This is a genomic window from Ruegeria sp. CDSB013 (genome assembly GCF_059611165.1).
In genome coordinates this window covers 38,796-64,529 of sequence record NZ_JBXWPA010000008.1, presented here as the reverse complement: position 1 = coordinate 64,529, position 25,734 = coordinate 38,796, and the positions used below count along the sequence as shown (strand labels likewise).

Here is a 25,734-nt window from a genome sequence, read left to right as displayed (position 1 = left end):
CCTTACGCATTCGCTATTGCAGGCGCTGACCCAAATTTGTTGACGCAGGACGCATCCTATGGCGATGGAAAAGACATTCAACGCGGCCGAGGCCGAGGCCCGCATTTATGAGGCCTGGGAACAGGCCGGAGCCTTCAAGGCAGGCGCGAACAGATCGCGCGACGAAAGCTTTACCATCATGATCCCGCCGCCCAACGTGACGGGTGCGTTGCACGTGGGCCACGCCTTCAACAACACGCTGCAGGACATCCTGACCCGCTGGCACCGGATGCGCGGCTTCGACACGCTTTGGCAGCCCGGTCAGGACCATGCCGGTATCGCCACCCAGATGCAGGTCGAAAAGATGCTGGCCACCACCCAACAGCCCAGCCGAAACGAGCTGGGGCGCGAGGCGTTTCTGGACAAGGTCTGGGAATGGAAGGGCGAATACGGCGGCACGATCATCGAGCAGCTGAAACGCCTTGGCTCCTCCTGTGACTGGTCGCGCAACGCCTTCACCATGGCGGGCGCACCACGCGATCCGCGCACTGGGCATGAAAACTCGGCCAACTTCCACGACGCGGTCATTAAGGTCTTCGTCGACATGTATGAAAAGGGCCTGATCTATCGCGGCAAGCGGTTGGTCAATTGGGACCCGCATTTTGAGACCGCGATTTCGGATCTGGAAGTCGAGAATATCGAAGTCGCCGGCCACATGTGGAACTTCAAATACCCGCTGGCTGGTGGTGAAACCTACACCTATATCGAGAAGGATGAGGACGGGAACGTCGTTTTCGAAGAAGAACGCGATTACATTTCGATTGCCACGACCCGCCCCGAAACCATGCTGGGTGACGGCGCGGTTGCGGTTCATCCGTCGGATGAACGGTATGCGCCAATCGTTGGGAAACTCTGCGAAATCCCGGTTGGCCCGAAAGAGCATCGTCGCCAGATCCCGATCATCACCGATGACTACCCCGATCCTGATTTCGGCTCGGGTGCGGTGAAGATCACTGGTGCACATGACTTCAACGACAACATGGTCGCCAAGCGCGGCGGCATTCCGATGTACCGCCTGATGGATACCAAAGGCGCGATGCGGGCTGATGGTGCGCCCTACGCCGAAGAGGCTGGTAAAGCGCAGGAATACGCACGTGGTCGCGCGTTCACCGAGAACGAGATCGACGCGATTAACCTCGTTCCCGACCATCTGCGGGGTCTCGACCGGTTCGAGGCGCGCGCGAAAGTGGTCGAAGAGATCAACGCCGACGGTCTGGCTGTGATGACCCGTGCAGATGACCCGGTTCTGGGCACCAAGCTGGGCGAGGATGAAGTTCCTGCCGCACTGGTGCCGCTGGTCGAGAGCAAACCGATCATGCAGCCCTTCGGCGACCGCTCGAAAGTTGTGATCGAGCCAATGTTCACCGATCAGTGGTTCGTGGATGCCGAAAAGATCGTCGGCCCCGCGCTGGATGCGGTTAAGGACGGTACGGTCAAAATCCTGCCCGAGTCGGGTGAGAAGACCTATTACCACTGGCTGGAAAACATCGAGCCCTGGTGCATCTCGCGCCAGCTGTGGTGGGGCCATCAGATTCCGGTTTGGTATGGGCCAAAGAAAGATGCTTCGAACTCTCTAGGCGTTGACTATGCGTCTGGTGAACTGGTTCCTTTCTGTGGAGCGACTTTCGAAGAGGCAGCAAGCGTCGCTCGGGAATACTACGGTGTTTCCAGTGCGCGGGAGTTCTTCGAAGATCAAACGATTTCACTTGATCCGTCTGAGGTGGACCCGAACGTCAACAGCAACGCTTGGCAAGATGAAGCGTTTGCAACGGCAGTTGAAGGGGGTCGTGACTTCGTTTTGCTTAAAAGAGACCCGGACGTCCTCGACACATGGTTCTCCTCCGGCCTCTGGCCAATCGGCACACTGGGCTGGCCCGAGCAGACCGATGAGCTGGAACGCTACTTCCCTACGGACGTTCTGATCACTGGCGCGGACATCCTGTTCTTCTGGGTCGCCCGGATGATGATGATGCAACTGGCCGTGATGAACGAGATTCCGTTCCACACGGTCTACCTGCACCAGCTCGTTCGCGACGAGAAGGGCAAGAAGATGTCTAAGACCACCGGCAACGTCATCGACCCGCTGGAAATCGTGGACGAATTCGGTGCCGACGCGCTGCGGTTTACCAACGCTTCGATGGCGGCGATTGGCGGTGTGCTGAAGCTGTCCCGTGAACGCATCACCGGCTATCGCAACTTCGGCACCAAGCTGTGGAACGCCGTCCGCTTTGCCGAGATGAACGAGGTCTTCACTGACGCCGTCCCGCAACTGGATGTGGCCGACCTAAAGCCCAAGGCAGCTGTGAACCGCTGGATTATCGGCGAAACCGCACGGGTGCGGGAAGAGGTCGACGCGGCGCTGGAAAGCTATCGCTTCAACGACGCGGCCAACGGGCTTTATGCCTTTGTCTGGGGTAAGGTTTGCGACTGGTACGTGGAGCTGTCCAAGCCACTGCTGCAAGGGGACGATGCCGAGGCGCAGGCCGAGACCCGCGCCACGATGCGTTGGGTTCTGGATCAGTGCATGGTCCTGCTGCACCCGATCATGCCGTTCATCACCGAAGAGCTGTGGGGCTTGACCGGCGACCGCGCCAAAATGGCCGTCCACGCCGATTGGCCAACCTATTCTGCCGCCGACCTGATTGACGCTGAAGCGGATCGTGAGATGAACTGGGTGATCTCGGTGATCGAAAACACACGCTCGGCCCGTGCGCAGATGCGAGTTCCAGCCGGCCTCTATGTGCCGATGCTGGTGACCGAGGTCGACGCGAATGGGCAAGCCGCATGGGACCGCAACGAAGCGCTGATCAAACGCCTGGCACGGATCGACAGCCTGACCAAGGCGGATGAACTGCCCAAAGGCACCATCTCGATTGCCGCCCCCGGCGCCTCTTTCGGCCTGCCGCTTGCGGATATCATCGATATCGGAGCGGAAAAGGAACGGCTGGAGAAAGCCAAGGGCAAACTGGCCAAGGAATTGGGCGGTCTGCGCGGACGTCTGAATAACCCCAAATTCGTGGCGTCGGCCCCGGAAGAGGTTGTCGCGGAAGCCAAAGCCAACCTTGCCGCCCGCGAAGAGGAAGAGGCGAAACTGGACGAGGCGCTGGCCCGTCTGGCCGAGATCGCCTGATTTTCCTCTTTTTGTAGGTTCTCGAATTCCCCAAACCCGCCGTTTGCTCGGCGGGTTTTTGTTATGCGGTGACGCATTTCAACTTGTTTTCATCCGCTTCCAATTGTTAGCAAGTTCTGCAGACAGCTCCGAGGACTTCATGGCGCGCCCTTTCCCTCCTGTGCAGACAATTTCGACCGGGCTTGTGGTGGCGGTCGTAGGGTTTTTCAGCTCTTTCCCGATTGTGCTGCAGGGCCTTATTGCAATGGGTGCCTCGGAGGCTGAGGCAGCCTCGGGTTTGATGATGGCCGCGGTTGCAATGGGGGTGACGGCGATTGTGGTCAGCCTTTGGTACCGGCAGCCGATCAGCGTGGCATGGTCAACACCCGGCGCGGCTCTACTGGCGGTCTCAGCGACCCCATTGGTCGGGTTTTCTGACGCAGTTGGTGCATTTCTTTGCGCCGGAGCCCTGACTGTTGTTGCCGGAATGTGGCGTCCGCTTGGACGGCTTGCGGCCGCTATCCCGACAACACTTGCGCAGGCCATGCTGGGCGGGGTTTTGCTGCCCTTGTGCATCATTCCCTTCAAGGCGGCAGTTGAGCTGCCCTGGCAAGCGCTGCCGGTCATTCTGACGTGGTTTATCGCCGGGCGGATCAATCGGTTGATCGCAGTTCCTGCCGCAGTGGTTACCGCGGCAATCGTCGTTGTATTGAACGCCGGTGACGGTTCGGTCCAGCCCGAACATCTGGTCGCCGCCCCTGTCTGGACCATTCCAACATTCTCGGTCGCATCGGCGATCGGGATCAGCATCCCGCTGTTCATCGTCACCATGGCTACGCAAAACATACCCGGCATCGCCGTCATGCGCAGCTTTGGGTATGCGCCAATTGCTGGCAAGTTGTTCTCAGCCGTCGGAGGAGCCAGTATTCTGTCTGCCCCCTTTGGCGCTCCGGCCACGTGCCTTGCCGCGATTACCGCTGCGATGTGTTCAAACGAAGACAGCTACCCGGACCCGAACCAGCGTTACTGGTCAGCGGTTATGGCAGGCCTATTTTACTGCGTCTTTGGCGTCTTTGCCGTGGCGATCACCGGGTTCGCGGCCCACGCCGACCCATTGCTCATGGGCACTCTGACCGGCATTGCCCTGATTGGTGTGATGGCAAATGCGACCTTTGCTGCATTAGAAGTTCCCGCCGAACGCGAAGCGGCGATTCTGACATTCGCCATAACCGCATCAGGAATCACCGTCTTCGGCCTGGGCGCTGCAGTCTGGGGTTTGGCCGCAGGTGGTATCGCCTATCTGGTTACCAACCGATCCAGATGACAGCTTTCCCCCGCTGTGCTGGTCGAGTAGTATGAACCTATGTTTGGATCGCTCGGAAAACTGGTCGAACGCCAGATCAAAAAGGCGCGAGCCGAAGGTCAGTTAGAGGGGCTGGAGGGCGAAGGCCAGCCGCTGCCTGACCGTTCGTCCGAGGCACAGACCGATCCGGCCGTCGCCGCCGGTCATCGGATCATGGCGCAAGCAGGCGTTCTTCCCGAAGAGTTCAGCATCAAGAAAGAGTTGGATGCCGCGCGCAAAACCTATGCGTCGCAGTCCGACGCTGACGAGCGTAAGGTGACTATGGCTAAGATCGCCGAGCTTGAGATGAGATACAATATGGCCCGCGATGCACGACGGGCTTTTATGCGTTAATTGCCGGGCGTAAATGCCTTGCTTGACACGGAAATCGAGTTTCCCGACGGATCCTTGGCATTCGCGAAACTGTAGCCGTCCGCCGTGTGGATCGAACCAAATTTCAGCCCGTGCTGCGCGGCTTGTCTGCAAAACCCAGCAACGTCCACGACATCAAAAACAATTTTGACCGCTGCTTGCCCCTGCCGGGCGGCCTTGCTGGCCGGATGCAACAACAAGCGCAAGCCGTTTTCGTCCGGCACAAGCTCTACAATCCGGTCCCCTTCGAGTTGGCGGGCAGCATAACCAAAATGCGTCTCATAGAAATGCACCATCTTGTCGATATCCTTGGTGTACAGGATCAATCGTGTGACAGGCGCCGAGATCATTTGAACTCTGGCTTGCGACCTTGCAAATTCGCCGCAATGACCTCCATCTGATCCGGTTTGCCGATCAGCTCCGCCTGCTCTGATGACTCCTCCAGCAGCACCTCTGTGCGAGGCTTGGCTTCCGCAACCTCTATCAGGCGCTTGGCCGCGCGGATGGCCGAAGGGCTTTGACCAGCGATGTCTTCGGCCAAGGCCAATGCCTCGGTCAGTGGGTCATCCGACAGTTTGGTAACCAGCCCCCAGTCCGCCGCCTGCGCGGCACCGATGGGGCGGGCCGAATAGGTCAACAGGCGTAAAACATCCGACCGGACCAGCTTGGGCAGCAGAACCATCCCGCCCATGTCGGGGATCAGACCCCACTTCATCTCCATCACGGCGAATTTAGCCTCGGGATGTGCTATCCGGATGTCAGCGCCCAGCGCAAGTTGCAAACCGCCGCCATAAGCAACACCCTGAATGGCACAAATGACGGGAACGGGCACGCGTTGCCAAACCAAGGCAACTTCCTGCACTTCATTGGCGTCCTTGTGGCTGCGGGTCATCAACCATTCGGTCGGGTCCGTTTGCGCCATGCTCGCAAAGCTGGCCATGTCCAGACCCGCGCAAAAGCTTTTGCCTTCACCCGATAGCACCACCGCACGGGCATCCGAGGCAGCGACCTCCTGCCCCGCAGAAATGATGGCCTTTATCATCGCATCATCCAGCGCATTCATCTTGTCGCCGCGCGTCAGAGTTACGTGCGCGATGTGATTTTTGTATTCGACGGATACTCGTGACATCTCAGGCCTCTCAATTCCGGTTAGGGGTACAATGCCCCGATGGATCAGGCAGTTCCACCTCAACGTTAGGGCAGATTTGACGCAGGCATGCGCCCGAACCAGGGCGAATCCAATGTCATGACGTAGAAATGTCCCCCGGCCAACTTGCCACCCGTGGTGATGCCCAGCCGACCCCCGGGGTCTTGCAAGGTCTGCAAGATGTTCCCGTCGCCGTCAAACTGCACCATCATCCCGCGATGGATCGGCGCAGGCCGCACCGTCGGCCCCAGTCGCCAGATCACCTTGCGCAGGAATGGGTACGGCATCAGTGCCTCGCTCGCCACGCGCGGGCTGGCAAAGGCCATCCAATACGTACCATCGCCCTGTGCCTCGATGTTGTCGGGATAGCCTGGGAGATTGTCCATCAGGACCTCTTGCTGCCCGGCCTTTGGGCCTGTCAGCCAAAGCTTGTGCACCCGGGCGCGCCCGGTTTCGGCGATCAGCAGAAAATCCTCACCCGGCGACAACGCGACGCCGTTCGTATAGACAAAGCCTTCGGCCAGTTTCTCGGTCGTGCCATCGGGCGCGTGGCGGGCAACGTAACCTGTGTCCGATTGCTCCCAGATGGTCAGTACCGAAGTCGATTTGGTCCCGCCCATCGTTTCGGGATCGAACCGATCGGACGAGTTTGAGAAATAGATCGTCCCGTCCTTCGCCACGTCCAATTGATTTGCATAGATCACCGGCGCGCCGTTTATCTCGGACACCACTGGCTGCAGCGTTCCGGGGCCGGTCCATCGCATGATGCCGCGGAAGCTGTCGGCGATGTAAAGCACCCCATCTGGACCGACCGTCAGGCCCAAGGGACGACCACCGAGGTCGTCAACTTTCACCGGGGCCTCGCCGTCTAACCGGTATAGAGCCCCGGACAGGCTGGTCGTGTAGACGGACCCGTCGGGCATGATGGCAATGTCTTCGGGGCCTTTCTCACCGTCAGGCAACGAGATCAGCTCCAGCTGGTCCAACGCATTGTTCTCCGCAAAGTCACCAGTGAAACCCGGTGCTTCGGGTGGGGTCCATGCCACCGGTTGAACCGGGACCGGCCAGAAAACCAGATAGGCGAGGCCGACAATCAACAAGCCCAAAACAATGCGCATGCGCGCTCCTCCCTTTAATCGTTACGCGAACAATGCGGAGCAGCATCCTGCAACGCAAGCTTGCCTGTCGTATGACCTTACGTTTATCTGCCCCCATGACAGAGCCACGCTATACCCCGCTTGCCCAATCCCTGCCTGCAACTGTGCCGTTTGTTGGCCCCGAAACGCAGGAACGCCAGCGTGGCGCGCCATTTGTGGCGCGGCTGGGCGCAAATGAAAGCGTGTTTGGACCTTCACCGCGCGCCATAGCGGCAATGGCAGAAACGGGGATCTGGATGTATGGCGATCCGGAAAACCACGATCTGCGCGTAGCATTGGCGGATCACCATGGAGTCGGGTCGGAAAACATCGTGGTTGGCGAAGGCATTGACGGACTGTTGTGTTACCTGGTGCGGCTACTGGTCGGATCCGGAGACGCGGTTGTCACCTCAGATGGGGCATACCCGACCTTCAACTACCATGTGGCTGGTTTCGGGGGGACACTCCACAAGGTGCCATATCGCGACGACCACGAGGACCCGGCGGCGCTGTTTGCCAAGGCGGGTGAAGTGGATGCCAAGCTGGTGTATCTGGCTAATCCTGACAACCCGATGGGTAGCTGGCATTCCGGAGCGGATATCGTGGCGGCGCTGGACGATCTGCCTGACGGGTGCTTGCTTGTATTGGACGAGGCCTATGTGGAATGTGCGCCTGAAGGCACCGCCGCCCCAGTGGCAGCAGACGATCCGCGGGTGATCCGGATGCGAACTTTTTCCAAGGTGTACGGCATGGCGGGCGCGCGTGTTGGCTATGCCATCGGCGCACCCGGCCTGATTTCAGCCTTCAATAAGGTGCGCAACCATTTCGGAATGAACCGAGCCGCGCAGGCCGGTGCGCTGGCCGCACTGAATGATGCCGAGTGGCTAAATCATGTTCAGACCAAGATTACCGAAGCGCGTGACCGGATTGGCCATATTGCACGAGAAAATGGTTTGGCGCCCTTGCCCTCGGCCACCAACTTCGTTGCCATTGATTGCGGGAAGGATGGGGCCTTTGCCAAGGCGGTTCTGGACTCGCTGGTTGCGCAGGGCATTTTCGTGCGTATGCCCTTTGCCGCCCCGCAAAATCGCTGCATCCGCGTCAGCTGTGGCGAGGCAGCCGATCTGGATGCCTTTGCGACAGCATTACCAAAAGCGCTTGCCGAGGCGCGGCGTTAGGCCGTCGACGCAAGCACCGCAGCTGCAGCTTCTAACGCGCCTTTGCCGCGAGGGATATCCAGCGCGGCCATCGCTGTTTCCACACCGCCCAACGTAGCCATAACCATCTGGCCGTTGACGTGACCCATATGGCCAAGGCGGAAGCATCCGTCCCAGTCGTCCATCCCCAGACCAATGCCAAGGGTCAACCCCAGTTGGTTTTCAGTGAACTTGCGCAACGGCGTGCCGCGCCCCTCGGTCAGTCGCAAGGCGGTGACTGCGTGGCTGCGATGTAGACGATCAGCGACATTCAGATGCAGTGCGCCACCTTGCGCCCAAATTTCACACGCTTCCCAGATCGCCGTGGCTAGCCTCTCGTGCCGCGCCCAAACCTGTTCCATCCCCTCGGCATGGATCATGTCCAAGGCCGCGCGCAAACCGTAGAGGTGATGGGTTGGCGCGGTGCCGTTGAAATACTGATAGAACAGCTCAGGGTTCGCCCGCGGCTGCCAGTCCCAATACTGCGAAACTCGTGGCATAGCGGCCCGTTTGGCCTGTGCCTTGTCATTGAAGAAGACAAAGCCGGTGCCAGCGGGTGTCATCAGCCCCTTCTGGCAAGCCGTAACCGTAACATCGACGCCCCAGGCATCCATTTCGAACCGGTCACACCCCAGCGAGGCAATGCAATCCGCCATCAAAAGTGCCGGGTGGTCCAGATCGTCCAACAAGGCGCGTAGTGCTGGAATGTCGTTCCGGATTGAGCTTGACGTGTCCACATGAACGGCCAGTACCGCCTTGATCATGTGGGCTTTGTCGTCACGCAATGCCTCGGCAATACGGTCGAAGTCCCATGCCGAGGACGAGCCGAAGTCGATCAATTGAACCTTGGCGCCGATACCCTCGGCCATCTCGGCCCAGCCATGGGTAAATCGGCCAGATGCGGGGGCTAGAACCGTTTCACCGGGTGCGATGACGTTGGACAGCGCGGCCTCCCACGTTCCGTGGCCGTTAGAGATATAGATAGCAACATTATGCTCGGTCCGCGCCACGCGACACAGATCGCGGGTCAGCGACGGCATCATCTCGATCAGCTCGCCCTCGTAGATATTCGGTGACGGGCGGTGCATGGCTTGCAACACCGCGTCTGGAATGACCGAAGGTCCTGGAATCGCCAGATATTCGCGCCCTTGCGCCAGGGAAATGGAGTTTGTCATGGGATCAACCTGTATGAATTGACGCCCACCCTAGCGCAGCTTTAAGCGGCGTCAATCCATCAGCTTGGAGGCCGCGCGCGCAAGGTTTTCGATACCGGCCCAATCCCCATCAATGACCATCTTTTTCGGCGCAACCCAGCTTCCGCCCGCGCAAACCACATTGGACAAGGACAGGTAATTCTTTGCATTTTCGGGCGACACACCACCGGTCGGGCAAAACTTGATTTGCGGCAACGGTGCGCCGATCGCCTTCAACGCCGGTGCACCACCCGATGCTTCGGCCGGGAAGAACTTGAGCATGTCATAGCCCTTTTCCAACAGACGCATCGCCTCACTGGCTGTGGCGGCGCCGGGCAACAAGGGCAGGCCTTCGGCCTCGCAGGCCGCGATCAAAATGTCGGTGGCACCGGGCGAGACCCCGAATTGCGCGCCTGCCTCTTTCGCGGCGCACACATCTTCGGGCGTTACCAAAGTTCCTGCGCCGACGACGCCGCCCGGCACATCCGCCATCGCGCGGATCGCGTCTAGTGCAGCAGGTGTGCGCAGAGTAACCTCAAGCGCGGGCAGGCCACCTGCGACAAGCGCCTCGGCCAATGGGCGCGCCTGAGCCACGTCATCGACGACAAGAACAGGAACAATGGGCGCAAGTGCGCAGATTTCACGCGTGCGTTGGGTTTTGGACATGGGTCAAACTCCGAAAATACTGGCGCCGGTGTCTGCTGATCCGACATTTTGGCGGAAGGTAGCGAAAAGGTCACGCCCCACGCCGTGTTGGTTGGCCGACAAATCAGCAGTGGCAGGGGCACGGTCCAGAACCCCGGGGGTCAGAATCTCCAACTCACCCTTCACCGCATCGACGCGCAAGATGTCGCCATCCTGCAGGTAAGCGATCGGCCCACCATCCAGCGCCTCGGGGCAGACATGGATCGCCGCAGGGACTTTGCCGGACGCGCCGGACATACGACCATCGGTTACAAGCGCCACCTTTTGGCCGCGACCCTGCAAGATCGACAGGATCGGCGTCAGCGAGTGTAGCTCGGGCATGCCATTTGCCTTGGGTCCCTGGAACCGGACAACAACGATGACGTCGCCGGTGAACTCTCCGGCCTTGAACGCAGCTTTTGCTTCGTCCTGATCATGGAAAACGCGTACAGGCGCTTCGACAACCTGATGTTCCGGGGCGACGGCCGAAACCTTCATCACGCCGGTGCCCAAATTGCCGGTTAGGCGCGACAACCCACCAGTAGGTTGGAACGGGTCTTTCGCCGGGCGGACGATTTTTTCGTTCAGGCTGTGGCCAGCCCCGTCTTCCCAAACCAGCTCACCGTTCTTCAGCTTCGGTTCTTTAGTGTAATTCTGCAGACCCTGCCCCGCGACGGTCAGAGTGTCAGGGTGCAACAGCCCGTCTTCCAGTAGCGTTCCAATGCAGTATCCAAGACCACCAGCTGCGTGGAAGTGGTTCACGTCTGCCAGACCGTTCGGATAAACCCGCGCAACCAGAGGCACCACGGCGGAAATGTCCGAAAAATCCTGCCAATCCAGCACGATACCACCTGCGCGCGCCATTGCGATCAGATGGATCAGCAGGTTGGTCGACCCACCCGTGGCCATCAGACCCACGATGCCGTTCACAAACGCCCGCTCATCCAGCACCTGATAGACCGGTGTATAGTGGTTGCCCAGCGCACTCAGTGACAGCGCGCGGCGCGCGCCTTCCTCGGTCAGTGCGTCCCGCAGAGGCGTGTTGGGGTTCACAAAGCTGGAGCCCGGCAGGTGCAGGCCCATGAATTCCATCAGCATCTGATTGGTGTTCGCGGTGCCATAAAAAGTACAAGTGCCCGGTCCGTGATACGCGGCCATTTCCGCAGCCATGAGCTCGTCGCGGCCGATTTCTCCGGCGGCGAATTTCTGGCGAATCTTGGCTTTTTCATCGTTGGGCAAACCGCTGGTCATCGGTCCTGCTGGCAGGAAAACAGCGGGCAGATGGCCGAACGCCTGTGCACCAATGACCAGACCGGGCACGATCTTGTCACAGACGCCTAAGAAAACGGCCGCATCGTAGGTATTGTGGCTCAGCGCTACTCCAGTCGCCAGGGCAATCACGTCGCGGGAAAACAGAGACAACTCCATTCCCGCCTCGCCTTGGGTGACCCCATCACACATGGCTGGTACACCGCCCGCGACCTGTGCGGTGCCGCCCGCTTTGCGGATCGCGTCTCGGATCAATCCGGGATAACGCTCGAACGGCTGGTGCGCGGAAAGCATGTCATTATAGGCGGTCACAATGCCCAGGTTCCCGGCCGTACCGGTGACCATGGATTGCTGATCTTCACCCGCGCCGGCATAGGCGTGGGCTTGGCCGCTGCAAGACAAATGCGCGCGCGCCGGTCCCTTGGATCGGGCATGTTCCATACGCTCAATATGCGGGCCGCGCAGTTCGGCGCTGCGGTCGATGATGCGTTGTGTGACGTCGGTGATGACTGATTGTACCATGATTACCCTCCGATCTGACGCCAGCGGCGCCCATCGCGATGCATCAGCATCAGCGCTTCTTCTGGGCCGGAACTGCCCTGATCATATTTCGCGGGGCGATCTCCACGCTCTTCCCAACTGTGAATAATGGGATCAACCCAGGCCCAGGCGGCCTCTGCCTCGTCCCCGCGCATGAACAGTGTTTGGTCGCCACGAATGACATCCATGATCAGTCGTTCATAAGCGTCCGGCGACTGGGCCTCATCACCCAGTGCATCGGCAAAGCTCATGTCCAGCGCCACGTCGGACAAGCGGAAGCCGCCTTGCCCCGGTTCTTTGATCGTGGTGCGCAGTGTGATGCCCTCGTCCGGTTGCAGGCGGATCACCAGCACATTGCCGTGCAGCGGGCCGACATTGGGAAAGATCGTATGCGGCGGATCCCGGAAAAACACCGCGATTTCGGATTCGCGGGCACGCAGGCGTTTTCCGGTTCGCAGATAGAATGGTACGCCCGCCCAGCGCCAGTTGCCGATATGGGCCTTAAGAGCGATGTAGCTTTCGGTGCGGCTTGCGGGGTTACCAACATGATCCAAGTAACCGTCGCCGCCCTTGCTCGAACGATATTGACCGCGTGCGATGTCAGACGGCGCAACAGGCTCCAGCGCCTCGATCACCTTGACCTTCTCGTCCCGCACGGCGTTGGGCGAAAATTTGGACGGAGGTTCCATCGCAGTCAGACACAGAAGCTGAACAAGGTGGTTCTGCACCATATCCCGCATCGCACCGGACTGATCGTAATAGGCCCCGCGCCCTTCGACGCCAACAGTCTCGGCCACGGTAATTTGAACGTGATCGACATGTGTCGCGTTCCAGAGAGGTTCGAACAGGGAATTTGCAAAGCGCAGCGCCATCAGGTTCTGCACCGTTTCCTTTCCCAAATAGTGGTCGATCCGATATATCTGGTGCTCTTCAAAGCAGGCTCGCAGCCCGGAGTTCAGCGCCCGGGCTGACGCGAGGTCGTGGCCAAAGGGTTTTTCGACCACGATACGGCTGTCAGGGGTCGCCAAACCATGATCGCTCAGCCGTTTTGCGATGCCCGAGAAAAGGCTGGGACCAACTGACAGGTAGAAGGCGCGTACCACGTCAGGACGCAAGGTGTTGGCAAGATCTTTCCAGCCAGAATCTCCCATTGCGTCAACGGGAACATATTCAACATGGCTTAGAAACTGATCCAGAACGTCCTTTTTGAATGCAGGCGCAAATTCTTTCATCGAGGCGCGTATTTGGTCCCGGAACCCGTCGCTGTCCATGTCGGACCGCGCTGTGCCGATAATCTTTGCGTCTTCGGGCATCTGACCGACTTCGAACCGATGATAGAGCCCGGGTAAGATCTTGCGCTGCGCCAGATCACCGGTCGCGCCGAATAGCACCAGATCGAACGGGTCTACCGGGATTACGCGTGAAACCATCTATGGGCTCCTTCAAATCTGCTGGCATCACTTAGGCGCAGTTATCACTGGTCCTTGTGATGCAAGCATTGTTACCGCTAACATTCAGGCACTGAATAGGGAAGCACAACTGGAAAATCAACCCTGATTCCGCAACCACTCCATTACCGAGGATCGAACCGATTGGTCTCCGCGATGACGGGCGTCGGCAATGATATTACGCAGTGACTGCAGGTCGGCACGCAACAACACGCTTTTGACCGGGCCAATCGACGCCGGGCGCATTGACAAGGTCCGAATACCCATGGCTGCCAGACACAGTGCCTCAACCGGTCGCCCGGCATCCTCGCCACAGAAAGACAACGGCGTGTTCGAGATATTGCAGCGCTCGACAATCCGTTCGATGAAGGTCAGGAAGCTGACGTTCAGCGTGTCATAACGTCGGCGCACCAGCTCGTTTTCGCGGTCAGCGGCAAAAAAGAACTGTTTCAGGTCGTTGCCCCCGATCGAGACGAAATCCACCTCGTCAAAGAACTTCTGCGGGGCAAAGGCGAGAGATGGCGTTTCCAGCATTGCGCCAACTTCGATCGATTCTGGCAGCACATGACCAAGACGCTTTTCGCGTTCGATGGTCTTGTTCACTTCCCAACGTGCCTCACGGTATTCTTCGGCCTGCGCCACAAACGGGAACATGATTGTCAAAGGCCGCCCATTGGCTGCACGCATCAACGCCTGCAACTGCATCCGCATCACGCCGCGTTTGTCCAGACCAACGCGAATAGCGCGCCAGCCCAAAGCCGGGTTCGGCTCTTCGACGTGCTTCATATAGGGCAGAACTTTATCCGACCCGATATCCAGTGTGCGGAACACAACGCGCATGTCGCCAGCAGCATCCATTACGCGTTGATACTGTGTCACAAGCTCGGACCGCTTGGGCATCTGATTGCGGATCAGGAACTGAAGCTCGGTGCGGAACAGGCCCACACCCTCGGCCCCGGAATTTCCCAGCGACGGCAGATCGGCCATCAGGCCCGCGTTCATAACCAGATTGATCCGCTCACCATCGCGCGTCACTGTCGGAGTATCGCGGATCGAGGCATAGCGTTCCTGCGCTTTGGCCTGCATAGCGATTTTATCGCGAAACGCGGAAACAACCGTATCTTCCGGACGCAGTTGGACCATGCCCTGATCGCCATCGACCAGAATATGATCTCCGTTCAACGCCTCGGTCGTGATGTGCCCAACGTGAACCACTAGTGGAATTGCAAGGGCGCGGGCCACAATCGTGGCGTGGCTACCGACCGAGCCTTCCTCAAGAACGATCCCTTTCAACGAGCGACCATATTCCAACAGATCCCCAGGCCCGATATTTCGGGCAACCAGAATCGGATCCGGTGGCAAGTCGGCCCCGTTAGTGCCCCCCTGCCCGGTCAGAATCCGCAGCAGCCGGTTGCTGAGGTCATCCAGATCTGCCAGCCGTTCCCGCAGATAGGGGTCGGTAACCTGCCCCATGCGGGCGCGGGCTTGCGATTGTTCTTTCTCAACCGCCGCTTCGGCGCTAAGGCCGAGGGCAATATCCTCCTCCATCCGGCGCATCCAGCCTTTGGAATTGGCGAACATGCGATAGGCTTCCAGAACCTGCAATTGTTCCGTGTCACCGCCCTGCGAAATCTCAAGCATCTTGTCGACACCCACGCGCAGCTCATCCACGGCTTCGTTCAGACGTTCGCGTTCGCGATGGGGATCGTCGGCAATCGGGTTGGTGACGACAACACGGGGTTCATGCAACCAGACATGCCCTTCGGCAGATCCTTCCTGTGCTGGTCCCCCCTCAAATTGCACCGATTGCTGGTGCCGGGGTGAAAGCGCTGCGCCCTCGCCCACAAAGGCACCAAGCTCGGTCATCTCGGCCAGAACCATGGCGACCACTTCCAACGCATAGACCTCGTCAGCAGAGTACACGCGCGCATCACGGGATTGAACGACCAGTACGCCCAGCTTTTCACCCAAACGCTGGATCGGCACCCCAATGAAGGACGAGAACCTCTCTTCGCCGGTTTCCGGCATGTACCGAAACCCTTTGGTCGAAGGCGCGTCGGCGGTGTTCACGACCTTGCCGGATTGCGCAACATGACCCACAAGCCCTTCACCCAACCGCATACGTGTTTTGTGAACCGCCTCTGGCGACAACCCTTCAGTCGCGCAAAGCTCAAGGGTGTCGGCATCCCGGAACAGGTAGATCGAGCACACCTCGGCCCGAATACTGTCGGCAATCAGATGCGTGATCCGGTCAAGACGTTCCTGACCGGCGGCTTCACTCGCCATCTCTTCGCGCAGCCGCCCCAGCAGCTTGCGGGATTCAGTTTCGGTGCCTTCCGCCATATCCCACCCAAATTACGGAATCAGGCGAGACCTTTGGCTGAAATGCTCAGGCCGCCTTGTCCAATTCAAAGGCATCATGCAGTGCCTGAACAGCAAGTTCCATGTATTTCCTGTCGACTAGGACGGAAATTTTTATCTCGGAGGTTGTAATGACCTTGATATTGATCCCCTCATCCGAGAGTATCTTGAACATCTTGGCCGCCACGCCCGACTGCGAGCGCATACCGATACCCACGACCGAGACCTTGCAGACATCCTGATCCGCGACCAGTTCGGCATAATTCAACTCACCCGCATCCTTGATCGCCAGCAATGCCTGTTCGGCGCGGGCCACCTGATCGGTGGGGCAGGAAAAGGTCATGTCCGTGCGCCCTTCGTCCGAGATGTTCTGCACGATCATATCGACATTCACGCCCGCATCGCTAAGCGCGGTAAAAATGATCGACGCGATGCCCGGGCGGTCAGCCACCGAGACAACGGTCATCTTGGCTTCGTCGCGGGAATAGGCCACACCGGCCACAACATTGGATTCCATGATATCCTCCTCATCGCAGACCAGCGTACCAGCCTCGTCGGATTGTTCCTCAAAACTTGAGAGAACGCGCAGTTTCACCTTATACCGCATCGCCAATTCGACCGAGCGGGTTTGCAGCACCTTTGCCCCCAACGAGGCCAATTCCAGCATTTCCTCGAACGAAATACGGTCCAGCTTGCGTGCCTTCTCGCAGATGCGCGGGTCGGTGGTATAGACACCGTCAACATCCGTGTAGATGTCGCACCGCTCGGCACCGAAGGCGGCGGCAAATGCCACGGCGGTGGTGTCCGACCCACCTCGGCCCAGGGTCGTGATACGGCCTTCCGGGCTGATGCCCTGAAAGCCTGCGACAACAGCAACTTTCATGCCCTCGCCAAATTTCTGGTTCAGGTTATCGGTCGGGATTTCCTCGATCCGGGCCTGGCTGTGGGCACTCGTGGTCAACAGCGGAACCTGCCAGCCCTGCCAGCTGCGGGCCGGGACATCCATTTCCTGCAACGTCAACGCCATCAGGCCAGCGGTGATATTCTCACCCGAGGAAACGACGGCATCATATTCCCGCGCATCGTACAACGGTGATGTTTCATCGACCCAGCCCACAAGCTCGTTTGTCTTGCCGGACATCGCCGAGACGATGACGATCACGTCATAGCCCTTCGCCACTTCGACGCCGATGCGCTTGGCTGCGCGGCGGATACGGTCAAGGTTGGCAACCGAAGTGCCGCCAAATTTCATCACGAGTAAGGGCATGGGGGCAAGTGTCTCCGCGCCTTGGATTTCTGGTCCCGTGCGTCTTATGCGAGGGGGGCCGCAAGGGCAAGAGTTCAAAACCAATCGGATGGCCGCACCTGATCGCTTTACAACCGACCAAGAGGCTGTCAGCCTGCAACTCGCATTTATTCCCAGAGGTTCTCCATGATCCGCGCTGCCGCAGCCCTCGTCCTTTTATCCTCATCCGCCTTTGCACAGGTCTCAACGCTGGCTGCAACCGACGGCAAGAATGCACTGGGCACGGTGCCCTGTGCCAAAGCCGGTGCAGCGCTAAGCAGCTGCCACGCCGAACTGCGCCACCATGACGACGGTACCACGACCTTGGCAGTGGGGCTGGGCGGCGCCGAAGTACGCAGCATCTATTTCACCGATGGCGTACCGACCTCCAGCAGCTCACCTGCCCGGATCAGTCACGAAACACGGGGTGACCTGACAGTGGTCTTCATCGACCCCGATGAAGTTTACGAAATCCCCACGGCGGCTTTGAAACGTCAATAAGCGTGCGGCTGACCGTCCCAGGTTTCAAAACACCCGGTTGTGGCAAGTGACAATGCCCCAAAGCGGTCAAGCAGCCCGTCGGCAGCCTGATCAACTGTGATCTCAGCCTGAGTGCCCCCCATATCCGTCTGCACCCAACCCGGATGGTAGATGCCAACTGCGACTCCATCCGCGCGCAGATCCGTCGCCAGATTGCGCCCCAGATTCAGAGCCGCCGCTTTGGACGCGCGATAGATATAGCTGCCACCGGGCGCGCGCGTATGCGACGCCATCTGGGACGACAGGATCGCAACCTTGCCCGGCGCAGCCCGAAGGTTGGGCAAAAGCGCCTGCACGGTCAGGAAGACGCCCGTTACGTTCGTCGCAAAACTCTGCGCCCACATGTCGGCAGGATAGCCATCAATGCCGTGGCCTTTGTCCAGATAAACCCCGGCGTTGCAGATCAACAGATCAACCGGGCGATCTGCCAGCCCTTCGGCCATAGCAGCCTGCTGCGCCGGGTCGGTTACATCCAGCACGACCTGCGCGCTGGTGTCCCGGGCGGTTCCGGTAACGTCATGCCCCTGCGCGCGGTAACGACCCGCCAGAGCTTGTCCAATTCCGCGATTAGCCCCGGTGATAACGATATGCATGGGTCAGTTCGTTTTACGGGTGGGTAGGAAAGGAAGCGGCGAAACCGGCACGCCATCGTCAATCAGCGCTTTGGCCTCATCGGGCTTGGCTTCGCCATAAATCGCGCGTTCGGGCGCATCGCCCAAATGAATCTTACGCGCCTCTTTGGCAAAGTCCTTACCGACATAGTCCGAGTTTTCCTCGACCTTGCGGCGCAGATCGGCCAGCACCTTCTCGATATCTGGCGACGGGGTCGCGACATCCACCTGTTTGCTTTGTGGTTCAGTTGTCTGAGCATTGCGAGCCGGACGAACGCGAGGGGTCATGATGGCCTTATCTACTTGCGCGTCACCACACACAACGCAGGTCACCATACCTGCGGAGGCGAGTTTGTCGTAAGCGGCTGCCGATTGAAACCAACTGTCAAATGTATGGTCGCGGCTGCATTTCAGCGAATATTGAATCATGGTCCGTCCATTTTCCGGTAGGCAAATAGATACCGACAGACATGGCAAGATCAAGCCCTTCGCAAGGCGAGTCAGTGTAGAATTGGGCCAAGACGGCGTAACAAAAGGGACAGTTCACGCGATTTCACCAGAGAGGCCGCTTTTTTAGGCGAAACCCACTTTCGCTTTCGTTGGGCCCATTCAGGAAATTCAGGCGCAATCGACGTAACACAGAGGGGAAAGACATCCACCAGACAAACCATGGGGCTCATACCCGAGCGGGATTTCAGGTATGTGAAACGGCCCATGGGCTTGTTTGCACAATCGCCTTTAACCCCAGCCTCTTCCCAAGCTTCTCGTCTGGCGGCTTGCGACGGTGTCATATCCTCGATCAGCCAGCCCTTCGGTATGATCCAGCGCTTGGATTTGCGCGTTGTGATCAGCAAAACCCTGAGCTTTCCGTGTTTGATGCGATAGCATAGGGCTGCCGATTGATGCTTAAGTCGCAGGTGCTGTTCGCTTCCCTGCAGACACGTCGGTTGCCTCGCACCGATCACGCCGCACCACCTTTCAAACTGCTTTCATCCTCAATCGCCGACCTTTGAGGTTTTTATACATTTAGCGGCCGGCTGGGGTCAGAATACCATATGGTGCGGTTTCTTCCAAGAGTTTAGACAGGCTTCAGACCCGAGCAGCCAATTTCCGAACCAGATCTTCATGCGGGATATCGGCATCGATTGCCAGTCGCCGCAACCCGAAGTGAACGCGCGCCACCTGTTGATAATATCGGGTGTAGACGTAGTTTGTTCCACCACCTGCGATCGCACCCAGGACCGGTATCGATTGCGCTGCCAGCTTCTGGCCCAGTACAATGGACAGTCGCGGCGCTACCGCTGCAATCAGCTTTTGCATCGCAGGGCCAGTCAACGTCAGGCGGACCGAAAAGAAACCTAGATCGGCGCCATCGTCAAAAGACAGAGGTCCGGCTGCAGATAGGACCCGAACGCAATCAAATTTGACGCCTTCTTCGGACGGATCGAACCCTTCGCGGAACGCCGCACCCTGAATGGCACGCAACAGCATGGCCGTTGTTGCAGGCAATTCCATCAGGGCAGTCGACACGCCACCCATGCCGCCAGCAGCCCCCATCGCCGTTGCGACAGCGGTGTTGACCCAGGGCTTTTGATCAGGAACAGCCCGGCGAGACCCCTCGGCTGCATGCATCGCTAGCCAAAGCGCCTGTTCCGTGGCCCCTGTAAGCCCCTCCCGCACAGATACAGGAAGTTGTTCCAGTAGCGATTCCGCCGAACCTCCCAAACTGTTCAACAGTTTAACGCCCGGACCTCCGGCTGTTCTGCAATATTTGGCCAACCGATCCAATTCAGCATCGGTATCCAGCTTTTCGACTAGAAGCACGTCCTGCATTTAAGCCCTCCTGCCGTTAAACATCGGGGCTAAATGGCGTGGTTTCAATAGCTCAGCGCGACCAGCGTGTGACCGTGCCACGCACATTCAACCATTCACCGGGGCTCAATTCCACGCCTAAGACCCGGTCAGGGTTTGTTGGGGGCGGCATTTCCACACCGGAAAGCCGGGTGAACCCGAAACGCGCATAATAAGGCGCATCGCCCACCAGCATCACCCTTTGCCAGCCAATTTCGCGACCAGCCTCAAGCCCCTGATGGATCAGGAATCCGCCAAGGCCTTCGCCCTGGTGGGTCGGGTGCACCGCCACGGGACCCAGCAACAAAGCGTCGTGATCGCCCACATGCACAGGCCAGAACCGGATCGCACCGGCCAGAATGCCTTGCCCGTCGCGCGCAACAAGGGAAAGGCCCGACACCGACGGAACATCATCGCGCAGACGATACGAGGACAGCGCCTCGCGCCCCGGTGCAAAGCACAGGTCGTAGAGGGCCTCGACCTCCCACCAATCATCCGGCTCTTCCGGCCTGATCACGAACTGCTGCACCCTGCCCTCTTTTCCTAGCTGGCAATCGCCCTAGCACTTCGGTACGCCTTGGGCAAACGCTTGGAGACCATATGTTCTATCGCCCCGAAGACGGCCACGGCCTGCCGCACAATCCGTTCAACGCCATTATCACGCCGCGGCCGATCGGCTGGATTTCCACACGTGACACAGATGGGATCAACAATCTGGCTCCGTATTCGTTTTTCAACGGCGTTGCTTACACCCCGCCGCAGGTGATGTTTGCTTCAACCGGAACCAAACACGATCAGGACGGCACGAAAGACAGTCTTGCCAATATCAAGGCAACGGGGGTGTTTTGTGTAAACGTCGTGGCCCACGCACATCGCGACGCGATGAATGCCAGCTCAGCAGGCCTGCCGAAACATGTCGACGAATTTGGCCATGCAGGCCTCACCCCCGTGGAATGCGAAACCATCCCATGCGCCCGGATCGATGGGGCTCCGGCAGCGCTGGAATGCAAGCTAACCCAGATCGTGTCCCTTCCGGGCGAGGCCAATCGGGTGGTGTTCGGAGAAGTAACCGGCGTACATCTGCGCGACGATTGCCTGAAAGACGGCATGTTCGACGTCACAACATTTCAACCGCTGGCAAGGCTTGGGTACCGGGACTATTCAGTGGTCACCGAGCTGTTCAGCCTTTCACGACCGGATGACTGATGCCAATTCCTGACCACTTACGCAGATACCCGATAACGCTCCCTGATGGCTCTGATCACAAGGGCACGGTTTTCCTGTCTGAAGCGATTGACCATCCCAAGTTTCAGGCCGGAGAATACAGCTACGCATCGGATTTTGATGCGCCCGAGGATTGGGCGCAACGACTTGCCCCCTACCTGTTTCCGTTTTCGCAAGAAAAGCTAGTGCTGGGGAAGTTCTGTCAGATCGCCCATGGCGTACGTTTCATCACATCATCGGCCAATCATTCAATGGATGGATTAACGTGCTTTCCGTTTCCAGTGTTCGACCCGGACGGAATGACCGGGTTTCAGCCGGACACGCGCGACACTCTCATCGGCCACGATGTCTGGATTGGCTATGGCGCGATGATCCTGCCCGGTGCGCAGATCGGTTCGGGGGCAATTATTGGTGCCGGGTCTGTTGTTCGCGGAAACGTACCGCCATATGCGATCATTACCGGGAACCCTGCCGAAGTGCGGCGGTTCCGGTTCGAAAAGGACACCATCGACCGGCTTTTAGCATTGAACTGGTGGGATTGGCCCGCCGAGAAGATCGCCGAAGCCGAAGAGGCGCTTCTGTCTGGTAATATTGAAGAATTGGAACGGATTGCTCCAAAGTAAAAGGCGGCCGAAGTGGCCGCCTTTTGCAATCAATGCCCGCCCAGCACACCCGTGCGGACCGAGTAATCGACGGCCAGTTCGTAGTCCGGGTCATCGTCGCTATCGACCACAAGGTGGCCGGCCTTGTTCAGCAGTTTGTGGCAATCCCGGCTGAGGTGGCGCAGCATGACGCGTTTGCCCGCAGCCTCGTATTTGCCAGCGATGTTTTCGATGGCTTGCAGCGCGGATTGATCCACGACGCGGCTTTCGGCAAAGTCCACGATTACAGTGTCAGGGTCGTTCTGAATATCAAACAGTTCAATGAATCCGTCGGACGAACCAAAGAACAAAGGCCCCTGAATCTCATAGACCTTTGCGCCTTCTTCCGTCTCCGAGTCCCGTCTGACCGCATGGATGCGTTTCGCATTGTTCCAGGCATAGGCAAGAGCTGAGACGATCACACCTACAACAACGGCAACCGCAAGGTCTTCCATCACGGTCACAACAGTCACCAGAACAATGACGAACGCATCCATCAGGGGCACCTTGCGCATGATCTTGAACGAGTTCCAGGCAAAGGTCCCGATCACGACCATGAACATCACACCAACCAGCGCGGCCAGCGGAATCTGCTCAATCAGCGGTGAGGCGAACAAGATGAACACCAGCAGGAACAGGGCCGCAGCAATCCCGGCGATACGGGTACGACCGCCGGATTTTACATTGATCATCGACTGACCGATCATCGCACAACCGCCCATGCCGCCGAAGAATCCAGTCGCTACATTGGACACACCCTGCGCAATGCATTCTTGCGAGGCCCCTCCGCGCTTGCCGGTGATTTCACCAACGAGGTTCAGGGTCAGCAGGGATTCAATCAAGCCGATGGCTGCCAGAATGACAGCGTAAGGCAGGATGATCTCGAAGGTTTCCCAGTTCAGCGGCACCATCGGGATGTGGAATGCGGGCAGACCACCCTCGATAGACGCCAGATCACCGACGCGCGGCACATCAAGTCCAAAGCCGATCACCAGCGCAGCCACGACAACGATCCCGGCCAATGGTGCGGGCACGATACGCGTTATACGCGGCATGACCCAGATCACGGCCATCGTCAGGGCAACCAGACCCAACATCGTGTAAAGCTGCAGGCCCGACAGCCATTCACCACCGCTTAGGCCGTGGCCGGTGTTTTCCATGGTGCCCGGAACCTTGAACTGCCCCATCTGGGCCAGAAAAATCACGATGGCCAGACCATTCACAAACCCCAGCATCACCGGATGCGGCACCAGTCGGATGAACCGGCCCCAATGCATCGCGCCTGCAATGACCTGCAAAACACCCATCAGAACCACCGTGGCGAACAGGTATTCCACACCGTGTTCAGCCACCAACGCCACCATCACAACAGCCAGAGCGCCGGTTGCGCCGGAGATCATACCAGGTCGACCGCCGATCAGCGCCGTGATCAAGCCCACCATGAACGCGGCATACAGTCCGACCAACGGGTGCACACCTGCGACAAAGGCAAACGCCACCGCTTCGGGGACCAGCGCCAGCGCAACCGTCAGGCCCGACAACAGCTCAATCCGCAGGCGCGAGACGGTCAGCCCCTCATCCGGCATCCAGCGGAGATCGGGTTTGGCTATACGATTGGCAAAGCTTGCCAGCATGGCTCGGGGCATGAGACGTCCTGTGGGGTTGTTTGTTCGCGCGAAAGATGCCTTTTACCTGTCATACCTGACATTAGATACTGCACCCAGCGGGACCCTGATATGCGTAAACCGCATAGCTAGCAAGCAAGTTACACAAACTCTTGAAGCCACTTGCCAAACCCGCGGCTGCCACGCAGAACTCTTACAACAGTTTTTCACGGAGAGCAGCCATGACCCAGACCAAAATCGCGATCATCGGCGGATCAGGCATTTACGACATCGACGGTTTGGAAAAAGCGGAATGGGTTACGGTCGAAACCCCATGGGGTGATCCATCAGATCAGATCCTGACCGGATCGCTGAATGGCGTTGAGATGGCCTTTCTGCCTCGTCACGGGCGCGGCCACGTGCATTCCCCTACTGAAGTGCCTTATCGTGCGAATATCGATGCTTTGAAACGGCTTGGTGTGACAGACGTGATCTCTGTCTCGGCCTGTGGCTCGTTCCGCGAGCATATGGCGCCTGGGGATTTCGTAATCGTCGATCAGTTCATTGACAGAACTTTTGCGCGGGACAAGAGCTTTTTCGGCACCGGATGCGTCGCCCATGTCAGCGTCGCGCACCCCACTTGTCCACGCTTGTCGGACGCATGTGAAACTGCTGGAAAGGCTGCCGGGATCACCATTCATCGCGGCGGCACCTATCTGGCGATGGAGGGGCCGCAATTCTCAACACTGGCGGAATCCAAGATGTACCGCGAACACTGGGGCTGCGACGTGATCGGCATGACCAACATGCCCGAGGCCAAACTCGCTCGCGAGGCCGAGCTTTGCTATGCCTCGATCGCGATGGTCACCGATTACGACAGCTGGCATCCGGACCACGGCGAGGTGGACGTCACCGCCATCATCGCCACACTAACCGGCAATGCCGAGAAAGGCCGTGCGCTTGTCAAAGGTCTGCCCGATCTGCTGGGCGCTGACCGCGCGCCCTGCCCTCATGGCTGCGACCGGGCACTGGAATATGCCATCCTGACCGCACCGGAGAAACGTGATCCCACCGTGTTGGCAAAATTGGATGCTGTTGCTGGTCGGATTCTCTGACCGGCAACTTTAGTTGGCTGGCAAGGACTGTTGAACCTTATCCCACAAACCGTGCGACCAGAGGTCGTTGTGGGTGCCGTCCGGGATGACATAGATCTGCGCCGTCTCCCCGGCCATCGCGGCCAAAGCTTCGCCGTGATGCAGTGGAACCGTTTCATCCTCGGTCCCGTGGAATATCAAAGTCGGAACGGTGACGTTCTCGATTAGATCACGGGTCGCGAACTGATCCCGCATCAGGGCATGTACCGGTAGCCAGGGATATCTTTCCGCCGCGACGTCCACCGTGGCCGTAAAGGGTGCCTCAAGCACCAGCAGCTGTGCATTTGGGCGCTGTTCAGCTACGGCGGTCGCAACGGCTGTTCCAAGACTTTGGCCGTGCAACACAACGTCCGCACCTTGGCGATCTAACTGGTCATACATCTGGATGCCGTCGGAAATTAGCGCCATCTCGGACGGTTCGCCCTCGCTGCCCGGATATCCACGATAGCTGGGGGCCAGCAGGCCGAAGCCACTGTTGAGGATCTCTCTCATCCGATCGGCGCGGTCGCCCAGGTTGCCCGATTGGCCATGAAAGAACAAAACTGTCGGCGCATCATCGGTCGCGGGCGGGGCGGACCACGCGGTCAGCGTAACGCCATCGGACATTGTGAAGGAAACGGACTCCACATCAGCCAATCCTACCGTGTTGGGCGCTGGTAATTCTCCGTCCGGTTTGAACAACAACGATTGCTGGTTCACATACATGTACCCCACGACGCCCGCATAGATCACCGCGAGGACCGGAACCAAAAGGATCAGCGCGCCCTTTAGGTGGGTAAGCCGTGAGTGGCTGGTTTTAGGTGCCGCGTTCGCGCGTGTTTGATCTGTTTGAACCATCGGCCTCTCCGAAGTGTTGCGTACGATCCAAGGTCGGTGGCCCAAGGAACCGTTTCAAGCCGCGCGGGTTACACTTAATCCAATCTTAAAACTTGTTGCCGCGTTGCACAGCCCCGGCTCTTTTTTGCCCTTCACCTTGAAATATCTCCTG

General features: G+C 58.7%; 24 protein-coding genes. 8 read left to right on the top strand and 16 right to left on the bottom strand.

Annotation, left to right across the window (positions count from 1 at the left end; genetic code table 11):
* The first annotated feature begins 58 nt into the window (after nt 1-58).
* From AC2FJF_RS14450 to AC2FJF_RS14440, 3 genes are all read left to right on the top strand, one after another.
* Nucleotides 59-3,169 carry a valine--tRNA ligase gene (locus AC2FJF_RS14450; protein WP_496726026.1) on the top strand — a complete coding sequence of 1,037 codons (3,111 nt, stop codon included), beginning with the start codon at nt 59-61 and terminating at the stop codon, nt 3,167-3,169.
* Between the two features lie 139 nt (nt 3,170-3,308).
* Nucleotides 3,309-4,472, top strand: coding sequence for a benzoate/H(+) symporter BenE family transporter (locus AC2FJF_RS14445; RefSeq protein WP_496726025.1), 1,164 nt, complete (start codon nt 3,309-3,311; stop codon nt 4,470-4,472).
* Between the two features lie 39 nt (nt 4,473-4,511).
* The gene (locus tag AC2FJF_RS14440) at nt 4,512-4,844 is read left to right on the top strand and encodes a DnaJ family domain-containing protein (protein ID WP_496726024.1); all 333 of its coding nucleotides are present in this window, start codon (nt 4,512-4,514) and stop codon (nt 4,842-4,844) included.
* Here the strand turns inward: AC2FJF_RS14440 and AC2FJF_RS14435 are convergent.
* The 3 genes from AC2FJF_RS14435 to AC2FJF_RS14425 form a co-directional block, all read right to left on the bottom strand.
* A complete protein-coding gene (locus tag AC2FJF_RS14435) occupies nt 4,841-5,212 on the bottom strand; it encodes a VOC family protein (protein WP_496726023.1) in 372 nt (123 codons plus the stop codon). The genes AC2FJF_RS14440 and AC2FJF_RS14435 overlap by 4 nt on opposite strands.
* Entirely contained in the window at nt 5,209-5,991 is a 783-nt protein-coding gene (locus AC2FJF_RS14430; protein ID WP_496726022.1) for a crotonase/enoyl-CoA hydratase family protein, read from the bottom strand. Before AC2FJF_RS14430 ends, AC2FJF_RS14435 begins: the two co-directional genes overlap by 4 nt.
* 65 nt (nt 5,992-6,056) lie before the next feature.
* Nucleotides 6,057-7,127 (bottom strand): SMP-30/gluconolactonase/LRE family protein, encoded by a 1,071-nt coding sequence (locus AC2FJF_RS14425; protein ID WP_496726021.1) that lies wholly within the window; start codon nt 7,125-7,127, stop codon nt 6,057-6,059.
* Nucleotides 7,128-7,222: 95 nt separating this feature from the next.
* Between AC2FJF_RS14425 and AC2FJF_RS14420 the strand changes: the two genes are divergently transcribed.
* Nucleotides 7,223-8,323 carry a pyridoxal phosphate-dependent aminotransferase gene (locus tag AC2FJF_RS14420; RefSeq protein ID WP_496726020.1) on the top strand — a complete coding sequence of 367 codons (1,101 nt, stop codon included), beginning with the start codon at nt 7,223-7,225 and terminating at the stop codon, nt 8,321-8,323.
* Here AC2FJF_RS14420 and AC2FJF_RS14415 read toward each other — a convergent pair.
* From AC2FJF_RS14415 to AC2FJF_RS14390, 6 genes are all read right to left on the bottom strand, one after another.
* On the bottom strand, nt 8,320-9,516 hold the full coding sequence (locus AC2FJF_RS14415; protein ID WP_496726019.1) for a pyridoxal-phosphate-dependent aminotransferase family protein: 1,197 nt from the start codon (nt 9,514-9,516) through the stop codon (nt 8,320-8,322). The two genes, AC2FJF_RS14420 and AC2FJF_RS14415, sit on opposite strands and share 4 nt — an antisense overlap.
* 51 nt (nt 9,517-9,567) lie before the next feature.
* A complete protein-coding gene (gene eda / locus AC2FJF_RS14410; protein WP_496726018.1) occupies nt 9,568-10,200 on the bottom strand; it encodes a bifunctional 4-hydroxy-2-oxoglutarate aldolase/2-dehydro-3-deoxy-phosphogluconate aldolase in 633 nt (210 codons plus the stop codon).
* Nucleotides 10,201-10,203: 3 nt separating this feature from the next.
* Entirely contained in the window at nt 10,204-12,009 is a 1,806-nt protein-coding gene (edd, locus tag AC2FJF_RS14405) for a phosphogluconate dehydratase (protein WP_496726017.1), read from the bottom strand.
* A 2-nt stretch (nt 12,010-12,011) separates the two neighbouring features.
* On the bottom strand, nt 12,012-13,457 hold the full coding sequence (zwf, locus tag AC2FJF_RS14400) for a glucose-6-phosphate dehydrogenase (protein ID WP_496726016.1): 1,446 nt from the start codon (nt 13,455-13,457) through the stop codon (nt 12,012-12,014).
* Nucleotides 13,458-13,574: 117 nt separating this feature from the next.
* Entirely contained in the window at nt 13,575-15,818 is a 2,244-nt protein-coding gene (gene ptsP / locus AC2FJF_RS14395) for a phosphoenolpyruvate--protein phosphotransferase (RefSeq protein WP_496726015.1), read from the bottom strand.
* 46 nt (nt 15,819-15,864) lie between these two features.
* Nucleotides 15,865-17,103, bottom strand: a complete 1,239-nt coding sequence (locus tag AC2FJF_RS14390) for an aspartate kinase (protein WP_496726014.1) — start codon at nt 17,101-17,103, stop codon at nt 15,865-15,867.
* A 165-nt stretch (nt 17,104-17,268) separates the two neighbouring features.
* Here AC2FJF_RS14390 and AC2FJF_RS14385 point away from each other — a divergent pair, with 165 nt between their 5' ends.
* A complete protein-coding gene (locus AC2FJF_RS14385) occupies nt 17,269-17,622 on the top strand; it encodes a hypothetical protein (protein WP_496726013.1) in 354 nt (117 codons plus the stop codon).
* Here AC2FJF_RS14385 and AC2FJF_RS14380 read toward each other — a convergent pair.
* The 5 genes from AC2FJF_RS14380 to AC2FJF_RS14360 all read right to left on the bottom strand — a co-directional run bounded on the left by AC2FJF_RS14380 (nt 17,616) and on the right by AC2FJF_RS14360 (nt 20,652).
* On the bottom strand, nt 17,616-18,254 hold the full coding sequence (locus tag AC2FJF_RS14380) for an SDR family NAD(P)-dependent oxidoreductase (RefSeq protein WP_496726012.1): 639 nt from the start codon (nt 18,252-18,254) through the stop codon (nt 17,616-17,618). The two genes, AC2FJF_RS14385 and AC2FJF_RS14380, sit on opposite strands and share 7 nt — an antisense overlap.
* A gap of 3 nt (nt 18,255-18,257) precedes the next feature.
* A complete protein-coding gene (locus AC2FJF_RS14375; protein WP_282120015.1) occupies nt 18,258-18,701 on the bottom strand; it encodes a DUF1178 family protein in 444 nt (147 codons plus the stop codon).
* Nucleotides 18,702-18,772: 71 nt separating this feature from the next.
* Nucleotides 18,773-19,237 carry an NUDIX hydrolase gene (locus AC2FJF_RS14370; RefSeq protein ID WP_496726011.1) on the bottom strand — a complete coding sequence of 155 codons (465 nt, stop codon included), beginning with the start codon at nt 19,235-19,237 and terminating at the stop codon, nt 18,773-18,775.
* A gap of 124 nt (nt 19,238-19,361) precedes the next feature.
* Entirely contained in the window at nt 19,362-20,105 is a 744-nt protein-coding gene (locus tag AC2FJF_RS14365) for an EcsC family protein (protein WP_496726010.1), read from the bottom strand.
* Nucleotides 20,106-20,157: 52 nt separating this feature from the next.
* Entirely contained in the window at nt 20,158-20,652 is a 495-nt protein-coding gene (locus AC2FJF_RS14360; protein WP_496726009.1) for a GNAT family N-acetyltransferase, read from the bottom strand.
* Nucleotides 20,653-20,723: 71 nt separating this feature from the next.
* On the opposite strand from AC2FJF_RS14360, the gene AC2FJF_RS14355 reads away from it, so the two are divergent.
* Both AC2FJF_RS14355 and AC2FJF_RS14350 read left to right on the top strand, forming a co-directional pair.
* A complete protein-coding gene (locus AC2FJF_RS14355; RefSeq protein WP_496726007.1) occupies nt 20,724-21,329 on the top strand; it encodes a flavin reductase family protein in 606 nt (201 codons plus the stop codon).
* The gene (locus AC2FJF_RS14350) at nt 21,329-21,970 is read left to right on the top strand and encodes a CatB-related O-acetyltransferase (protein ID WP_496726006.1); all 642 of its coding nucleotides are present in this window, start codon (nt 21,329-21,331) and stop codon (nt 21,968-21,970) included. Before AC2FJF_RS14355 ends, AC2FJF_RS14350 begins: the two co-directional genes overlap by 1 nt.
* Before the next feature lie 29 nt (nt 21,971-21,999).
* On the opposite strand, the gene AC2FJF_RS14345 is transcribed toward AC2FJF_RS14350, so the two are convergent.
* Nucleotides 22,000-23,634, bottom strand: coding sequence for a SulP family inorganic anion transporter (locus AC2FJF_RS14345; protein WP_496726005.1), 1,635 nt, complete (start codon nt 23,632-23,634; stop codon nt 22,000-22,002).
* Nucleotides 23,635-23,834: 200 nt separating this feature from the next.
* Here AC2FJF_RS14345 and AC2FJF_RS14340 point away from each other — a divergent pair, with 200 nt between their 5' ends.
* Entirely contained in the window at nt 23,835-24,707 is an 873-nt protein-coding gene (locus AC2FJF_RS14340) for an S-methyl-5'-thioadenosine phosphorylase (RefSeq protein WP_496726004.1), read from the top strand.
* A gap of 9 nt (nt 24,708-24,716) precedes the next feature.
* On the opposite strand, the gene AC2FJF_RS14335 is transcribed toward AC2FJF_RS14340, so the two are convergent.
* Nucleotides 24,717-25,583, bottom strand: coding sequence for an alpha/beta hydrolase (locus AC2FJF_RS14335; RefSeq protein WP_496726003.1), 867 nt, complete (start codon nt 25,581-25,583; stop codon nt 24,717-24,719).
* Nucleotides 25,584-25,734 lie beyond the last annotated feature (151 nt).

What these genes read in the sequence shown, in the direction of transcription:
- AC2FJF_RS14450 (WP_496726026.1), top strand. Translation starts at nt 59, where the DNA reads ATGGCGATGGAAAAGACATTCAACGCGGCCGAGGCCGAGGCCCGCATT.
- AC2FJF_RS14445 (WP_496726025.1), top strand. Translation starts at nt 3,309, where the DNA reads ATGGCGCGCCCTTTCCCTCCTGTGCAGACAATTTCGACCGGGCTTGTG.
- AC2FJF_RS14440 (WP_496726024.1), top strand. Translation starts at nt 4,512, where the DNA reads ATGTTTGGATCGCTCGGAAAACTGGTCGAACGCCAGATCAAAAAGGCG.
- AC2FJF_RS14435 (WP_496726023.1), bottom strand. Translation starts at nt 5,212, where the DNA reads ATGATCTCGGCGCCTGTCACACGATTGATCCTGTACACCAAGGATATC.
- AC2FJF_RS14430 (WP_496726022.1), bottom strand. Translation starts at nt 5,991, where the DNA reads ATGTCACGAGTATCCGTCGAATACAAAAATCACATCGCGCACGTAACT.
- AC2FJF_RS14425 (WP_496726021.1), bottom strand. Translation starts at nt 7,127, where the DNA reads ATGCGCATTGTTTTGGGCTTGTTGATTGTCGGCCTCGCCTATCTGGTT.
- AC2FJF_RS14420 (WP_496726020.1), top strand. Translation starts at nt 7,223, where the DNA reads ATGACAGAGCCACGCTATACCCCGCTTGCCCAATCCCTGCCTGCAACT.
- AC2FJF_RS14415 (WP_496726019.1), bottom strand. Translation starts at nt 9,516, where the DNA reads ATGACAAACTCCATTTCCCTGGCGCAAGGGCGCGAATATCTGGCGATT.
- eda (WP_496726018.1), bottom strand. Translation starts at nt 10,200, where the DNA reads ATGTCCAAAACCCAACGCACGCGTGAAATCTGCGCACTTGCGCCCATT.
- edd (WP_496726017.1), bottom strand. Translation starts at nt 12,009, where the DNA reads ATGGTACAATCAGTCATCACCGACGTCACACAACGCATCATCGACCGC.
- zwf (WP_496726016.1), bottom strand. Translation starts at nt 13,457, where the DNA reads ATGGTTTCACGCGTAATCCCGGTAGACCCGTTCGATCTGGTGCTATTC.
- ptsP (WP_496726015.1), bottom strand. Translation starts at nt 15,818, where the DNA reads ATGGCGGAAGGCACCGAAACTGAATCCCGCAAGCTGCTGGGGCGGCTG.
- AC2FJF_RS14390 (WP_496726014.1), bottom strand. Translation starts at nt 17,103, where the DNA reads ATGCCCTTACTCGTGATGAAATTTGGCGGCACTTCGGTTGCCAACCTT.
- AC2FJF_RS14385 (WP_496726013.1), top strand. Translation starts at nt 17,269, where the DNA reads ATGATCCGCGCTGCCGCAGCCCTCGTCCTTTTATCCTCATCCGCCTTT.
- AC2FJF_RS14380 (WP_496726012.1), bottom strand. Translation starts at nt 18,254, where the DNA reads ATGCATATCGTTATCACCGGGGCTAATCGCGGAATTGGACAAGCTCTG.
- AC2FJF_RS14375 (WP_282120015.1), bottom strand. Translation starts at nt 18,701, where the DNA reads ATGATTCAATATTCGCTGAAATGCAGCCGCGACCATACATTTGACAGT.
- AC2FJF_RS14365 (WP_496726010.1), bottom strand. Translation starts at nt 20,105, where the DNA reads ATGCAGGACGTGCTTCTAGTCGAAAAGCTGGATACCGATGCTGAATTG.
- AC2FJF_RS14355 (WP_496726007.1), top strand. Translation starts at nt 20,724, where the DNA reads ATGTTCTATCGCCCCGAAGACGGCCACGGCCTGCCGCACAATCCGTTC.
- AC2FJF_RS14350 (WP_496726006.1), top strand. Translation starts at nt 21,329, where the DNA reads ATGCCAATTCCTGACCACTTACGCAGATACCCGATAACGCTCCCTGAT.
- AC2FJF_RS14345 (WP_496726005.1), bottom strand. Translation starts at nt 23,634, where the DNA reads ATGCCCCGAGCCATGCTGGCAAGCTTTGCCAATCGTATAGCCAAACCC.
- AC2FJF_RS14340 (WP_496726004.1), top strand. Translation starts at nt 23,835, where the DNA reads ATGACCCAGACCAAAATCGCGATCATCGGCGGATCAGGCATTTACGAC.
- AC2FJF_RS14335 (WP_496726003.1), bottom strand. Translation starts at nt 25,583, where the DNA reads ATGGTTCAAACAGATCAAACACGCGCGAACGCGGCACCTAAAACCAGC.